The organism is Hymenobacter sp. DG25B, assembly GCF_000801315.1.
Classification (GTDB): domain Bacteria; phylum Bacteroidota; class Bacteroidia; order Cytophagales; family Hymenobacteraceae; genus Hymenobacter.
Window position 1 is genome coordinate 2893422 of record NZ_CP010054.1, and the last position, 15748, is coordinate 2909169.

A 15748-nucleotide genomic window follows, 5' to 3' on the forward strand; every position below is an offset into this window, starting at 1 on the left:
AAAATGCATTAACAGAAAAAGGCCCGTGTCAACTGAGACACGGGCCTTTTTACTTAACAGGCATGGTTTGTAGCCTTTAGGGAAGCGTTGCTCCGGTTACTTCACGTTCACGAGCACGCCCAGGTACGCCAGCCGGCCGATTTGCGGACCGCCAATGATTTGGATGTTATTCGTGTTGAACATGTTGGAAACGCCAGCCTGGAAGGTGGCAGCCAGCTTAGGCACGGTGTAACCCAGGTAGGCATCGGTGGTGCGGTAGGTATGTACCCGGCCGGTGGCGAAGGGCATTTCCTGCGTGTGGCCCTCTACCCAACGGTAATTCACGGAATATGTGAGATTGTGCAGCACGGTGCCACCCACGTTCAGGTTAAACTTGTGCCGGGGCGTGTTGAAGAACGTGCGGAAACCCGTGGGCAGATTGCTCCTATCCAGTACGTTCAGGGAGTAGTTGCCGCCCAGGTTCAGGGCTTTGGTGAGGTAGTACGTGAGGCTGAACGTGGCGCCCTGGGTGCGTACTTCCTGCGCGCTGTTGTAGGAAGCAAAAATAATGCGGGCCGGCGAGGCACTGGCATCGGTGAAGCCGGAAACCAGGCCGGCGTTTACCTGCTGCGGCGTGGGGCGCGTGCCATCCACATTGCCCACGAAGGCTACGCCACCAATGAAGTCGTTGTAGCGGCTGCGGAAGTAGCTGGCATCTACGTACACGTTGGGCAGAATGGCACCTTTATAGCCAACTTCAAACGTGTTTACGCGCTCCAGGCGTAGCTTATCCAATGAAAGCTCGTAGCCCTCCAGCGACGTGCCCGGCGTGTAAGGCTGGCCGGCGGCGTTTGTGAAGCTGTAGCCCTGGAAACCGTTGCCTACATTGCCCAGCAGAATAAACGTGCCTACATCGGAACGCAGGTACTGGTCGGTTTGCGAGGGGCTGCGAAACGCCTGCCCGTAGCTGGTGCGGAAGTTATGCTGCTTGGTTTCGCCGAGGGAATACACGGCCGAGGCGCGGGGCGAGAACGAGGCATCGAAGTTCTTGAAGAAGTCCACGCGGCCGGCAAACGCCAGCTTCAGGCGCTCGTCCAGCAGGTTTTGCGTCAGCTGACCGTAGGCCCCGTATTCCCGGTTGGCAATGCGCTTGCCGTCGGTATCAGCAAACAGCTTGCCGCCCGAGCCCAGGCGATACTCGCGGTAGGCACCGCCCACAATCAGGTCGGTACCCTTATCAGAAAGGTTGAAGCTGCGCTGGGCGCTGAGGTCGTTGAGGAAGGAGTTGAAATTCTGCTGCGCGCCGCGGCCGGGCTGGTCATCCGTCGAGATTTTATCGCGCAGGGTGGTGAAGCGGGCATCGGTGCTTTTCACTTGGGTGGCATCGGCGGCAGCCTGAGCCGCCGCCTGGGCCTGCTCCACGCTCAGGTTAGCTGCGCGAGCCTGGTTGTAGGCCTGGTTGTAGACAAAGAAGTACTGCTGGTAGTACTTCACGGAGCCGCCCTCGGTGGTGGGCGAGTTCATAATCTGGGCGCTGAGCTGGGTTAGCTCGTAGCTGTTGCCGGTGAAGTCCTCGGTGGAGTAAGCCCGGATAAAGCCCTTGGAGTTTTTCAGCTCGGCGCGGTACTGGTTGGTACCCAGGCCTTTGATGCGGAAGCGGCTCAGGTTCTGATAGGTGGAGGTGCCCACGCCACGCTTGGCTTCCAGGGTCAGCTTTAAATCATCCTTAATCAGATAAGAAACAGCGCCCTGCAGACGGTAAGAGCGGGTTTTCTGGTCGTTGCCGATCAGCTCCTGCTCCGTAAAGCCGGGCATGTACACGGTTTTGCCGTACAGCTCGGGGTTTACTTTGTAGCCGTAGGCGGGGTTGTCCTGGTAGGGCGTGTACACATTGCTGATTTCCCCGTAGCGGTTCACGGCATCGTAGCCGAGCGTGGAACCAACGGGGTTTACCGAGGAGCCAGCGGCGGCAAAGTTATTGGCAATCCAGTCGTTGGCCTGAAAGCCGCTGGCGTTGAGCTTGATGGCGAACTTCTCGCCCAGCTTTTTGGCGTAGCGCAGCTGCCCGTCCAGCAGGCTCCGCTCGCCGCCGCGCAGGCGCACGCTCAGACCATCATATACAAATGGGTCCTTGGAGTTGAAGAGGATAACGCCACTCAAAGCATTGGCGCCGTACAGGGCCGAGGCCGGGCCGTGAATAATTTCGATGCTCTCCATGTCCAGCTCCGGGATACCCACCAGGTTACCGGGGCTCAGGTTGAGGGAAGGCAGGGCCGTATCCATGTAATCAACCAGCTGAATCACGCGTTCCGATTTGGCCGTGTTAAAGCCGCGCGTGCTAATGCTGGTGAACAGCATAGAAGCCGAGTTTACATCCACCCCGGCCAGCTGGCCCAGGCCCGCCAGCACTTCCGGCGTGCTGATGCGCTCAATCTGCCGGCCCGAAACCTTATCAATGGTAACCGGAGCACGCAGAATGTTTTCTTCTACCCGCGAGGCCGACACTACGGTTTCGTTCAGCAGGTTGACGCTGGGTGCCAGGGTAATGCTCAGCAGGTTATCGGCCTGCGGGAGCTGAATTACCTGGGACTCGTAGCCCACATAGGCAACCACCAGCTCTACCGGACCCGCCTCAAAGGAAGCGTTCAGGCTGAACTTGCCCATTTGGTTGGTGCTGGTACCAATGTAGGTGCCTTTGATGAAGACGGTGGCGCCGGGCAGGGGCTCGCCGGTGCTGGTGAGCACCGTGCCGCCCAGGGTGCGTTCGGTAGGGTCGGGAGCAGCGGTAGCGCTGGTTTTGGCCTTAGTGGCCCGCAGGTGGGCTTTGCCGCTGCGCGCAGGAGCGGCCATAAGAGGTGAGGCTTGTAGCAGGGCTGCTACAAGCAAGGCAGAGTAACCTTGTTGCATGGGGCGGTGTGGTATTATAGATCAGTACACCCCAAAGCTAGGTACGGCTACATGCATAACAATTTGAATTCGTCGAAAAGCCCCTGCTATAAGTTAAACCAGGGAAACCGCCCGTTCAACCCGCCTCGCCCTGCCGCGACACCCGTTAGTAGCAACTTCCATTTATAATAATTTTTCAATTTAAAGCTACTATTCCCGCTTCCGCCGCTCTGTGGTTTTCTCTGCTGGAAACGGCCGGTGGGGCCGGAGATAATCCGCTTCTCATGTATCTTGCCGCCCGCTGCCGCGGTGATTTTCCGAAAATTGCGGCCAGCAGTTCCTTTTCCACCCTACTCACTGCCCTTCAGACCGCCCGTATGCTCCGTACCGACTGGACCCTCGACGAAGTAAAAGCTATTTATAACCAGCCCGTGCTGGAGCTGGTAACCCAGGCCGCCGCCATTCATGCCCAGACCCAGGCCACCGGCGAAGTGCAGGTATGCACGCTGCTGAGCGTGAAAACCGGCGGCTGCCCCGAGGACTGCGCCTACTGCCCCCAGGCGGCCCGCTACCACACCGGCGTGCAGGCCCACAAGCTCCTCCCCGATGCCGAAGTGCTGGCCTCGGCCCAGCGCGCCAAAGACAGTGGCAGCACCCGCTTCTGCATGGGCGCCGCCTGGCGCGAAATCCGGGACAACCGGGACTTTGACCGGGTATTGGGCATGGTAGAGCAGGTAAACGGCCTGGGCCTGGAAGTGTGCTGCACCCTGGGCATGCTGAACGAGTACCAGGCCGAGCGCCTGAAGCAGGCCGGCCTGTATGCCTACAACCACAACCTGGACACCAGCCGCGAGCATTACGACGACATCATCACCACCCGCACCTACGACGACCGTTTGAACACGCTGGAGCACGTGCGCAAAGCCGGTATTTCGGTGTGCTCGGTGGTATTATTGGCCTGGGCGAAACCGATGAGGACCGGATTGCCATGCTGCACACGCTGTCCACGCTACCTGCCCATCCCGAGTCGGTACCCGTAAATGCGCTGGTACCGGTAGAAGGTACGCCCCTGGCCGACCAGCCCCGCGTGAGCGTGTGGGAAATGCTGCGCATGATTGCCACGGCCCGCATTCTCATGCCCAACACCATGGTGCGCCTCTCCGCCGGCCGCCAGGAAATGCCCGTAACCGAGCAGGCCCTCTGCTTCCTGGCCGGCGCTAACTCCATCTTCTCAGGCGAGAAGCTCCTGACTACCCCCAACCCCGATTTCGACGCCGACAAGCAGATGTTCGCGCTGTTGGGCCTGAAGCCGCGCAAGTCGTTTAAAGACGTGCCGGAAGGCGCCATGGTGCTGGGCAAAGAAGCTTCGGTAGAAGCGTAGTTATTCCTTCTGATGCAGGCAGTCCTGCTGAGCTGGCCGAAGCATCGCTACTTCTCGCTTATCAAATGATATGCAAAGTAGTAGGGATGCTTCGGCCAGCTCAGCAGGACTCAGCGTTGTCGTCTTAAAACACCATTAAAATGAAAATTTATTTCGGCAATAATAATATTATTAACGACTAGTTTCACTCCAAGTTTCAATCCCAAGGAAGAATGCATTAACATCGTGCTAAAGCTAGACGATGTCAGATTTCATCAGTTATCAATAAGACTAATAAGTGAAGAAGATGAAAAAGACGCCGTTTCTAAAATAATAGGTGATAAAAACAATCAAGAAATCTTACAAAAAATATGGTGGATAAAAGTTATTGATAATGAAGTCAAATTTGATTTAATTTTTCAGTTGAAGAATGATGACGTAAGTTTTTATAACCTCAATAATATTAGCAAAAAAGATCATCTAAGACTTTTATTAATACTAAACTTAAAGAGCAGGAAAATAAAATATAAGTATTATAAAATATGATTAACTCCCACAGCATCTAATGTCGATGAAAAACCTTCGCCTACTTTTCCTTGCGCTCTTGCTTGCCTGCGCGGGCACTTCGTTCGGGGCCAAAGTGGATACGCTGGCTATTCCCAGCGTGGTGATGCACAAAGCGTACAGGGCCAACGTGGTGCTGCCGGCCGCCTACGCCAAGCAGAAAAAAGCCACTTTTCCGGTGCTGTACCTGCTGCACGGCGCTTACGGTCACTTTTCCGACTGGCTGGCCAAAACGCCCGACAAGCAGTTGGTGCACCGCCTGGCCGACCAGTATAATATCATCATTGTGATGCCGGAGGGCGAAACGTTTGGGTGGTATATTGATAGCCCGGTAAATAAGGAAAGTCAGTTTGAGACGTACATCACAAAGGAGGTAATTCCGAAAATTGACCAAACGTACCGTACCGTGCACGACCGGAAAGGCCGCGTAATTACGGGCCTCTCCATGGGCGGCCACGGCGCGCTCTACCTCTCGGCCCGCCACCCCGATTTGTTCTGCGCCGCCGGCAGCATGAGCGGCGCCGTGGACATCAATACGGCCAAATGGAAGCTAAATCCGGAAGATGCCAAGCGCACGGCTGCTATGTTTGAACCCATTCTGGGCCCGGTTCCGGCTACTCCGGATACTTACCTAAATAGCTACATGGTGCTGTCCCTGGCCGATAAATTGAAAGCCAACGGCTTGCCCCTGATTATTGACTGCGGCGTGGATGATTTTCTGATTACGCCCAACCGCGAGTTGCACCAGCGCCTGGTGTACAACGGCACCCCGCACGACTACACCGAGCGCCCGGGCGCCCACACCTGGGAGTACTGGCAGAACTCGCTGCCCTACCATGTGCTGTTTCTGCACCGTGTGCTGCAGGCCAATGCCCTTACCCAGCCTTAACCGGTTCGGCAACAGAAGCCTAAAGCATCATCACAAAAAAGGACCGGGCTAACCAGTCCTTTTTTATTACCCGATTTCTGGTTGCGTTTGTTTATTACTGATTCCTGTATTGCTGATTTCTGCTGCCTCCATTTAATGCCAGCTTCCTCCCTGCTTCATCAGCGGTTAGCCGCCCAGCTGGCCCAGCGCACCGCCGCTGGCACCCTCCGTCAGCTTAAGCTTAGTGCCCCTGGCCTGGTTGATTTCAGCTCCAACGATTATCTGGGCCTGAGTAGGCGCCCGGCGGTGCTGGCGGCTTTACACCAGGCGCTGCACGAGGCCGCCGGCAGTACCGGCGCGCGCCTGCTCACCGGCAATTCGGCCGCGGCCGAAACCCTGGAAACCCACCTGGCGCAGTTTCACCACGCCGAGGCCGCGCTGCTGTTCAACTCGGGCTACACCGCTAATCTGGGCTTTTTTAGCGCCGTACCGCGCCGCGGCGACACCATTCTGTACGACGAAGCCAGCCACGCCTCCGTGAAGGAAGGCATCCGGGCCAGCTTTGCCACGGCCTACAGCTTCCGGCATAATGATCTGGCTGATCTGGAGCGCAAGCTACAGCGGGCCACGGGTGCGGTGTTTGTGGCCGTAGAATCCTTGTATTCCATGGATGGCGACATGGCCCCGCTGCCGGAGCTGGCCGCATTCTGTCAGCAGCACGGCCTGTATCTGGTAGTAGATGAGGCGCATTCCAATGGGCTGTATGGGCCGGCGGGCGAAGGTTTGGTGGTAGAGCTGGGGCTGGAAAACCAGGTATTTGCCCGCATCCTCACCTTTGGCAAAGCCCTGGGCAGCCAGGGCGCCGCCATTGCCGGCCCCGCCGTGCTGCGCGACTATCTACTGAACTTCAGTCGGCCGTTTATTTACACCACGGCCCTGCCGCCGCTGACTATTGCCGCTCTCACTGCGGTGTATGTGCTGCTGCCAGATCTGGCGGCCGAGCGCCAGCACCTATTTGCCCTTTCTGACTACTTAAAGTCCACGCTTAATGCGGTGCCGGGACTACAGGTGCCGCTGAACAGCCACGTTATTCACCCGGTTTTTTTCACCGGAAACCCAGGCCCGGCTGCCGTGCGCGAATTGGCTGAAAAAGCGCAACAGGCGGGGTTTGATGTGCGCGCTATTGTAGCCCCCACGGTGCCGGCCGGCACTGAGCGGCTGCGACTGATTACCCATTCCTTCAACACCGCGGCGGAAATTGATTCGTTAGCCCGAGCATTGAATGAAAATTGAAGTCAACGAAAATGAAATCCGTGTCATCCTGAGGCGGTAGCCGAAGGACCTTCTGCCAGCTGAACGAAAGTCGGGGTTCCGATTGGTGCTAGCGTGCGAAGGTCCTTCGGCTACCGCCTCAGGATGACATACATTGATAAATCGAAAGCATTATTTCACCCCTTGGAACGTCTTTTCATCACTGGCATCGGTACCGATGTCGGCAAATCCCTGGCTTCGGCCATCATAACCGAAGCTTTGCAGGCTGATTATTGGAAACCGGTACAGGCCGGTCTGGAGCCGGCTACAGATACCGGCACGGTGCGCCACCTAGTGCAGAACCCGGTTAGCAGGTTTTGGCCCGAGCGGTTTCGGCTGCAAATGCCGGTTTCGCCTCACGCAGCGGCGGCGGCCGAAGGCATCCAACTGTACCCCGCTGATTTTCAGCTACCCGATACTTCAAACCATTTGGTAGTGGAAGGTGCCGGCGGCTTGCTGGTGCCGCTGGCGCCGGGTTTTTTAATAGCCGATTTGCTGCAGCAGTTTGGGCTGGAAGCCGTGGTAGTTTCCCGGAATTATCTGGGCAGCATCAACCACACCCTGCTCACGCTGGAAGCCCTGCAGCTGCGCGGCATTCGGGTGCGCGGGCTGGTATTCAATGGTGAGCCAAACTCCGCCACCGAGGACTTTATAACGCAGCATTCCGGCGTCCCCATTATGCCGCGCATCCTGCCCGAGGCGGAGGTAACACCGGAAGTTGTAAGCCAGTACGCGGCAGCGTTTCGGGCATGGTTTACCCGATAGCGCGGTAAGTCACGACAAGTAGCGCGAAGCTCCGGCTTCGTGCATGAGCACAGCGAATAGCAAGCGTATGCTGACGTATGGCCTACGCGTAGGAACTCGCTGCGCTCATGCGCGAAGCCGGAGCTTCGCGCTACTTGTCGCGCTACTGGCTGATGCGGAGCTACTGCCTTACCTTTGCCCGCCTCTTCTGTTTACCACCCATGCCAACACTCGCCGAGCGGGACCACGCCGTATTGTGGCACCCCTACACCCAAATGCAAACCGCGCCACTTCCCATTCCCATTGTGCGCGGCGAAGGCTCCTGGCTGATTGCCGAGGACGGCACCCGTTACCTGGATGGTATTTCCTCCTGGTGGGTGAACCTGCACGGGCACGCGCATCCGCACATAGCCCGGCGCGTGAGCGAGCAGCTCAGCACACTGGAGCACGTACTTTTTGCGGGCTTCACACACCCCACCGCCGTAGAGCTGGCCGAGCAGCTGCTAGAAATCCTGCCTCAAAACCAGGCCCGGGTTTTCTACTCCGATAACGGCTCTACGGCCGTGGAAGTAGCCCTAAAAATGGTGCTGCAATACTTCCACAACCAAGGCCAGCCAGAGCGCCGCACTTTCCTCTGTTTCCGCGACTCCTACCACGGCGACACCTTCGGGGCTATGGCCGTGAGCAGCCGCGGGGCCTTCACGCAGCCCTTTTGGCCGCTGCTGTTTGACGTAGAGTTTATTGATGTGCCTGTACCCGGCCGCGAGGCGGAAGTTCTGGCTCAATTAGATGCTGCCCTCGCCCGCCCGGAGGCAGCCGGCTTCATCTTTGAGCCCCTGGTGCTGGGTACTGCCGGCATGGTGATGTACGCGCCGGAAATACTGAGCGAGATGCTGCGGCGCTGCCACCAGCGCGGGGTGCTGTGCATTGCCGATGAGGTGATGACGGGCTTTGGCCGGACCGGTCCGCTGTTCGCCAGTGAGCTGCTCACGGAACAGCCCGACATGATGTGTTTTTCCAAAGGCCTGACGGGTGGCACCCTGGCCATGGGCCTCACTACCTGCGCCGCGCCCATCTACACCGCTTTCCTGAGCGACGATAAGATGAAGGCCCTTTTTCACGGCCACTCCTACACCGCCAACCCTGTAGCCTGCGCCGCTGCCCTGGCCAGCCTGGAGCTGACGCGCACCGAAGGATGCACTGCCCAGCGCCAGCGCATAGCCGCCGCGCACGCCGCTTTCCGCCAGGAAATGGATGGGCTGCCCGGCATCCGGCAGGTGCGCCAGCAAGGCACCATTCTGGCCGTAGAGTACGACCCCGGCGAAGGCACCAGCTACTTCAGCCGCCTCCGCGACACGTTCTATCAACTGGCTATCGACAGCCACGTGGTACTGCGGCCGCTGGGCAATGTGGTGTATCTGCTGCCGCCGTATTGCACCACCCATGAGGAGCTGGAACTGCTGTACGCGGTGCTGCGCCGCATGCGGGAGCTGGTATTAAACCATATTCCAGCCGCTAATTTGCCCGAGTATCTGCATGACTGATTTCCGCATTGTTATTCGGGGGCGAGGCCGTATTTCGGCGCTGGGTACGGAGGCATTAGCAGCGTTTCCGGGCCCGGCTTTTCGGCTGGACTCCGCTACAGGCCTGCCCGTGGCGGCCCTGCCGGAGGCCGCCGAAGCGGCCCTGCAGGAACTGCGCCGCAGCCGCCCCGCCTACCGTGCCCTGGACCGCAGCGTGCTGCTGGCCCTACACGCCGCCCGGCAAGCCGTGCAGCAGGCTGGTTGGTCAGAGGAAAACCGACTTTCCACTGCCGTCAGCCTGGGTTCTTCCCGCGGAGCTACGGAGCGGCTGGAGGCCTTCCACTCCGAGTTTTTGCGCACCGGCCTGCCCCCTACCCCCACTTCCCCGCTCACCACGCTGGGCAACGTGGCCAGCTGGGTAGCCGACAGCCTGGGTGCTACCGGGGGCGCCATCAGCCACAGCAGCACGTGCAGCACGGCCCTGCAGGCTTTGGGCAATGCTATGGCATGGCTGCGGGCCGGTCTGGTTCCCCGCTTTGTAGCAGGCGGCACCGAGGCCCCACTTACCCCCTTCACACTGGCTCAAATGCAGGCTTTGGGTATTTACTCCGGCCTGTCGGCGGATGCGTTTCCATGCCGGCCGGGCGCGGGCGGCCCCTCTACTTTTGTGCTGGGGGAAGGCGCTGCCGTGTTTGCGCTGGAAGCCGTGCCCGCCGCGGCCGTGCAGTCGGGCAGCCTGCTGCTGGAAAGCGTGGGGTTTGGCTTTGAAGCCACCGGCACCAAAACTGGCCTCACGCCCAACGGGCAGCATTTTCAGCACGCTATGCGGCAAGCGCTGGCGCTGGCGGGGCGCACTACCACCGAGGTAGATTTTGTGGTATTGCACAGTCCGGGCACTACCGCCGGTGATGCGGCCGAGCGCTGCGCCCTGCAGGAAGTATTTGGTGAAAATCTGCCGGCCTGCACCTCCAACAAATGGTTGGTAGGCCACACGCTGGGCGCTTCCGGCGCCCTCAGTCTGGATTTTGCTCTGCAGATGCTGGAGGGCCGATTTGCGCCGAACCCGCTGCCATTTTCCAGTTGGCTGAATGAGCGCCCGGCCCCGGCCCGCCTGCGGCGCGTGCTGGTAAATGCTGCCGGGTTTGGGGGCAACGCGGCCTGCGCCCTGGTTTCGGTAGCCGAATAGCAAGCTGCTATCTGCGGGCCGAGTGTACCAGGTTTGCTGCCGCTACTCCCCTTCTTATTCTTGTGGTTTTGGCCGGCCGGATACACGCGCTAAAATTTGTATAGCAAGAAATGAATTCCGGTTCTAACTTGCTGTATGAAGCTATTCCACCTCCTGCTGCCGGTTTCTGTTTTTCTGCCGCTCACGCTGGCCGCGCAAACCGCCACTCCCCCTACCACCCCTGATCCGCTCATCCTGAAAATGGTGGGCGAGGTTTCAGCCAAAAATCTGGAAGCCGACATCCGTAAGCTCGTATCCTTCGGTACCCGGCACACCCTTTCTGATACCAAAAGCAAAAAGCGCGGCATTGGCGCCTCACGGCGTTGGGTGGAAGAGGAGTTTAAGAAATACAGCAAGGCCAGCGGCGGCCGCCTGCAGGTAACGCAGGACACCTTCACCATCAAGCCAGATGGTCGGCGCATAAACCAGCCCGTGCTGATGGCTAACGTTATGGCCACGCTGCCCGGCACTGACCCCACCGACACGCGCGTAATAATTGTGAGTGGGCATATAGACTCCCGGGTATCGGATGTGATGAACGCTACGGCCGATGCGCCGGGCGCCAACGACGACGGCTCCGGCACGGTAGCCGTGATGGAGCTGGCCCGGGTTATGTCGAAGGAGAAATACCCTTTTACCTTGGTATTTGTGGCCGTGCAGGGCGAAGAGCAGGGGCTTTATGGTTCTACCCACTTAGCTCAGCGGGCTAAAAAGGAAGGCTGGAACCTTATTGCCATGCTTAACAATGATATTGTGGGCAATTCCACCGGCCACGACCCCGAAATTAAAGACGCCACGCACCTGCGCGTGTTCAGTGAGGGCGTGCCGGCCAACGAAACCCCCGAGCAGGCTAAGCTGCGCCGCACCCTCAGCAATGAAAACGACTCCCCCTCCCGCGGGCTGGCCCGCTACGCGCAAACCGTAGCCAAGCAATACCTGCCCGAGCACGAGGTGGTGCTGGAATACCGGCCCGACCGGTTCCTGCGCGGCGGCGACCATACCCCGTTCAACCAGCTAGGTTTCACGGCGGTGCGCTTCACGGAGATGAATGAGGACTTCACGCACCAGCACCAGGACCTGCGCACCGAAAACGGCCGCGCGTACGGCGACACGCCCGAAGGTGTGGATTACGAGTACCTGCGCAAGAACACCGGCGTGAATCTGTCTACCATGGCCTCTCTGGCGCTGGCCCCGGCCGCCCCGGAAAACGTGGGCGTGCTCACCGCCGACCTCACCAACCGCACCCAGCTGAAATGGGACGCTCCCAAGCTGGGCGAGCGGCCGGCCGGCTACTATGTGCTGATGCGCGAAACCAGCGCGCCGCAGTGGCAAAAGAATTTTTTTGTAACTGACACCAAAGCCGACCTACCCTACAGCAAGGATAACTTCATCTTCGGGGTGGTATCCGTGGATGCCGAAGGCCACGAAAGCCTGCCAGTGTTGCCTAACCCCGTGCGGTAAGTCATTGGTCTGTCATCCTGAGCACAGCGAAGGACCTGCCTCAAATAGTCCACAGAAGCGTATTCAATGCACAAAGCCCTTCGCCGCGCAACCGGAAAAGGGCTTTACATTTAGTTGAGCGTTCTACAAAGACGAGGCAGGTCCTTCGCTGTGCTCAGGATGACAAACCGTTGGAATTTACCCTTCCAACGGCAGCGGTACCGGCTCCAGCACTTCCTTGCTATTGGTCATGCCAATGGTGAGCAGGCCGATGACAGCGCCCATCAAAGCCACAAAAGCAAAGGAAAGCCGCAGGCTGGAAACCTGCGCCAGCAATCCAATTAGAGGTGGGCCGGCCAGAAAACCAAAGAACCCCACCGTTGATACCAGCGCCAGCGCTATGCCCGGCGACATGCCCTTTACCCGCCCGGCGGCACTGTACGTGAGGGGAATAACCGACGAGGTGCCAAACCCTACCAGCAGAAAGCCCAGCAGCGCCGTGGGCAGACCAGGCAACAGCACCGCCATGAGCAAACCCAGGCAGATAAGCGCGCTGCTGAGCTGCAGTACCCGCGCCACGCCCAGGTGGCTGGTGAGGAAGTCGGAGCCGAAGCGGCCGAGGGCCATGGTGCTCATAAAGGCCACGTAGCCGCTGGTAACCCAGGCTTTATCGGCGTGCACCACCTGCTGGAAGTACACCCCGCTCCAGTCAAACATGCAGCCTTCGCAAAGCAAGCCAAACAAGGCAATAAGGCCCAACCGCAAAAGGTAGCCATCGGGCATGCGCAACACCAGGCCGGAACCCGCCGCGTGCGCCGTGGACTGTGGCAAGCTGCCCCGCACCACCAGCAGCAGAAGCAGCAGCGCGGCGCTAATGCCCATGAAATGCACCAGCGGCGTTTGCTGCCAGCCCACCAGCCACGCGCCTACCACGCCCCCTACAAAACCCGCCAGGCTCCAGATGCCGTGGAACGAGCCCATAATGACTTTCTCGCCGTAGCCTTTCTGGACTTCCAGGGCCTGGGCATTCACGGAGATATTCAGCAGGTTGCCGCCGCTGCCGAACAGCACCAGGCCGGCGGCCAGCGTCCAGGCGGTGGGAGCCCAGCCCAGCAGCGGCAGGGCCAGGGCATACATGGCCGCCGCAATTTGCACTACCCGTCGGCTGCCGTAGGTATCTACCAGCCAGCCTGCCAGTGGCAAAGCGGCCACCGAGCCTACCGGCATAGCCAAAAGCAATTGACCCAACTGCCCTTCGGACAGACCCAGATGTAAGCGAATATCCGGAATGCGGGAGGCCCAGCTGGCAAAGCACAGGCCACTAAGAAAAAATAGCGCGCTTACAGCAGCGCGGCTCCGTTGAGGAGTTGTCATACAATACGAGGATGCAAGGCCGTGGGAATTTTAGCGAAGCGCCTCTGATGTTAGAAAAACAGCTGCAAGGTACGAGGAAGTGCGGCGCGGGTTGTGTGGTGAAGTTGCTGTCAGGGAAGCCCGTCATGTCGAGCATTCTGGAACTCAAGCAACGGATCAAGACAGCTCGCGCGTGGTCTTATCACAGTACCTGTCATCCTGAGCCTGCGAAGGACCCTCTCACGTCGAAACGAGTTGTTGTTATGCTGGTCGTTCTTTGGTGAGAAGGTCCTTCGCAGGCTCAGGATGACAGGGGAAGCGGTAGAGATGCTTAGCTCCGCTGACCTTCGGTTCGGCAGGCTCAGCATGGCCGGTTCATTTTATGCTGAGTTGCTCCTAACAGAGTCAGCACGCGAGATGCTTCGCGGCAGCTCTGCATGACGTTCCGGGGTTTTGCAACGGCACATTTGCATCCCGCTCATCATCATCTCAACTTAGGGCGCCAATTTACCCTCAGCAGCCATGATTTTCCGAGAAGCGCAGGTCGATGATATTCCGCAGATGATGGTAGTGCGGCTGGCAGTGCGCGAAAACCGGCTTTCAGACCCTACCCGGGTAACGGCCCCGCACTATGTGGAGTACCTCACGCAGCGTGGCCAGGGCTGGGTGTGTGCGGTAGAAAACCAGGTAGTTGGTTTTGCCATTGCTGATTTACAGGACCACAACATCTGGGCCTTGTTCGTGCATCCCGATTTTGACGGCCGGGGCATTGGCAAACAGCTGCACCAGCTCATGCTGGACTGGTATTTCCGCCAGACCACCGAAACCGTGTGGCTCAGCACCGCGCCCAGCACCCGCGCCGAGGAATTCTACCGCCGCCAGGGCTGGCAGGAAACCGGCCGCACTAGGAGTGGTGAGGTGCGGTTTGAGATGTGCGCCTGGCCAAGCCATATCTTGTAAGATGCTTGTGAAACCCGTTATGCGTTTTTCAGCCCGGATTCTCTTTCTGCTGCTGTCTTTTTCCGTCCATCAGGCTCGGGCCCAATCAGGTAAGCAGCCTGCTTTTTCCGTAGTGCCGCTGGGCGTGAAAGGTGGCCTCGACGAAAGTAACCTCTCCGCCTATCTGGTGGCTCCGGCGGGCTCTAACGCCTACGCCTGCCTGGATGCGGGCAGCCTGCAGCTGGGCATTGAAAAAGCCATTGCCAACAAGGTCTTCTCTACTACCCCTGATACCATACTACGGCAATACATCCGCGCCTACCTGCTCTCCCACGCCCACCTCGACCATGTGGCCGGCCTGCTGCTCCATGCCCCCGATGATGCCGCCAAGCCTATTTATGCCCTGCCGGAGTGCATTGCCGCGCTGCAAGCCAGCTATTTCAACTGGCAGGCCTGGCCGAATTTCGGGAACGAGGGCACCCAACCAGCCCTGAGCAAATACCAGTACCAACGGCTGACAACCGGCCAGGAAACCGCCGTGGCCGGCACCGGCATGAGCATGCGGGCTTTCCCCTTAAGCCACGCTGCCCCGCACCAGAGCGCGGCCTTTTTGCTGAAAAGCCAGAACAGCTACCTGTTGTACCTGGGTGATACGGGCGCCGATAAGCAGGAAAAAACCCACAACTTGCGGGCGCTTTGGCAAGCCATTCAGCCGCTGGTGGTTTCCCGCCAGCTCAAAGCTATTTTCATAGAGGTTTCTTACCCGAATGAACAGCCCGCCAACCAGCTTTTTGGCCACCTGACGCCTGCTTTACTGCTGCAGGAGCTGGCAGAGCTTGGACAGCTTACCGGCGCGGAAGCGTTGCGGGGTTTTCCGGTTGTTATTACCCACATTAAGCCTACGGCGGGCAATGAAGCGGCCATTAAGAAGCAGTTGAATGACGCTAATAAGCTGCAGGTGAAGTTTGTATTTCCGGAGCAGGGGGAGCGGCTGGAGTTTTAGCTTTTTGTTCAGTGCTGCACCGAGGAATTTTACGACTGCTAGTGCTCAAACAAAACCGGCCGCAGTAACAGGATGGAAGCAAAAAACGCAAACACTTTTTAATATGATTCAGGACGCTGCAACTGTAGATGCCAAACATCAAAAATTCATTGATAGAATCTGTGTTTCTGAGATTGTATGGGGATTAAAAAGCCTCAATGGTTGGGCTATTTCCGAATCCAATGAGTTTGATAACACAGAGTTGATACCCTTTTGGTCTGATAGGGCATATGCGGCTGCATGCGCTAAAAATGAGTGGTCGGATTATACTCCAGCCGAAATACCACTAGTAGAGTTTCTTGAAAACTGGTGCGTTGGAATTCATATTGACAACGGATTAATAGGTACCAACATGGATTCCAACATGTTCTGCAAGGAAATTGAACCCTTGCAACTAATCCTTGATATCATTTCGAAAATGAATAAATATAAAAAACCGCTGAAGTTGAGCAAGTATGAAAGTTCTGAAGACTTTAAAGAACAGATTCAACAAATCTTAAGCAAATCCTAAGCC

12 protein-coding genes and 1 pseudogene are annotated in these 15748 nt (G+C 58.1%); 11 read left to right on the forward strand and 2 right to left on the reverse strand.

The genetic code is table 11. The features are described 5' to 3' along the window. Window positions 1-96: 96 nt before the first annotated feature. Window positions 97-2829, reverse strand: a complete 2733-nt coding sequence (locus PK28_RS12500) for a TonB-dependent receptor (protein WP_044514307.1) — start codon at window positions 2827-2829, stop codon at window positions 97-99. 413 nt (window positions 2830-3242) lie between these two features. On the opposite strand from PK28_RS12500, the pseudogene bioB reads away from it, so the two are divergent. The 8 genes and pseudogenes from bioB (at window position 3243) to PK28_RS12540 (ending at window position 11921) form a co-directional block, all read left to right on the forward strand. Beyond that, window positions 3243-4246: pseudogene (gene bioB, locus PK28_RS12505) on the forward strand (biotin synthase BioB). A 225-nt stretch (window positions 4247-4471) separates the two neighbouring features. Then, window positions 4472-4771, forward strand: coding sequence for a hypothetical protein (locus tag PK28_RS12510; protein ID WP_044514309.1), 300 nt, complete (start codon window positions 4472-4474; stop codon window positions 4769-4771). Window positions 4772-4796: 25 nt separating this feature from the next. Beyond that, window positions 4797-5678 carry an alpha/beta hydrolase gene (locus tag PK28_RS12515; RefSeq protein ID WP_044514310.1) on the forward strand — a complete coding sequence of 294 codons (882 nt, stop codon included), beginning with the start codon at window positions 4797-4799 and terminating at the stop codon, window positions 5676-5678. A 135-nt stretch (window positions 5679-5813) separates the two neighbouring features. Next, window positions 5814-6950: an aminotransferase class I/II-fold pyridoxal phosphate-dependent enzyme gene (locus PK28_RS12520; protein ID WP_044514312.1), complete on the forward strand. Its 1137-nt coding sequence runs from the start codon at window positions 5814-5816 to the stop codon at window positions 6948-6950. Between the two features lie 162 nt (window positions 6951-7112). Next, a complete protein-coding gene (gene bioD / locus PK28_RS12525; protein WP_044517024.1) occupies window positions 7113-7733 on the forward strand; it encodes a dethiobiotin synthase in 621 nt (206 codons plus the stop codon). Between the two features lie 200 nt (window positions 7734-7933). Continuing rightward, entirely contained in the window at window positions 7934-9256 is a 1323-nt protein-coding gene (gene bioA / locus PK28_RS12530; RefSeq protein WP_044517026.1) for an adenosylmethionine--8-amino-7-oxononanoate transaminase, read from the forward strand. Next, window positions 9249-10421, forward strand: coding sequence for a beta-ketoacyl synthase N-terminal-like domain-containing protein (locus PK28_RS12535; protein ID WP_044514314.1), 1173 nt, complete (start codon window positions 9249-9251; stop codon window positions 10419-10421). The genes bioA and PK28_RS12535 overlap by 8 nt, the downstream gene beginning before the upstream one ends. A gap of 135 nt (window positions 10422-10556) precedes the next feature. Continuing rightward, window positions 10557-11921 carry a M28 family peptidase gene (locus PK28_RS12540; protein WP_044514316.1) on the forward strand — a complete coding sequence of 455 codons (1365 nt, stop codon included), beginning with the start codon at window positions 10557-10559 and terminating at the stop codon, window positions 11919-11921. 177 nt (window positions 11922-12098) lie between these two features. Here PK28_RS12540 and PK28_RS12545 read toward each other — a convergent pair whose 3' ends face one another. Continuing rightward, a complete protein-coding gene (locus PK28_RS12545; RefSeq protein ID WP_044514317.1) occupies window positions 12099-13274 on the reverse strand; it encodes an MFS transporter in 1176 nt (391 codons plus the stop codon). Window positions 13275-13775: 501 nt separating this feature from the next. Between PK28_RS12545 and PK28_RS12550 the strand changes: the two genes are divergently transcribed. From PK28_RS12550 to PK28_RS12560, 3 genes are all read left to right on the forward strand, one after another. Beyond that, the gene (locus PK28_RS12550) at window positions 13776-14213 is read left to right on the forward strand and encodes a GNAT family N-acetyltransferase (RefSeq protein ID WP_044514319.1); all 438 of its coding nucleotides are present in this window, start codon (window positions 13776-13778) and stop codon (window positions 14211-14213) included. Between the two features lie 19 nt (window positions 14214-14232). After that, window positions 14233-15195, forward strand: a complete 963-nt coding sequence (locus tag PK28_RS12555; protein WP_044517028.1) for an MBL fold metallo-hydrolase — start codon at window positions 14233-14235, stop codon at window positions 15193-15195. Between the two features lie 103 nt (window positions 15196-15298). Then, a complete protein-coding gene (locus PK28_RS12560; RefSeq protein WP_044514321.1) occupies window positions 15299-15745 on the forward strand; it encodes a DUF2750 domain-containing protein in 447 nt (148 codons plus the stop codon). The last annotated feature ends 3 nt before the right edge of the window (window positions 15746-15748 follow it).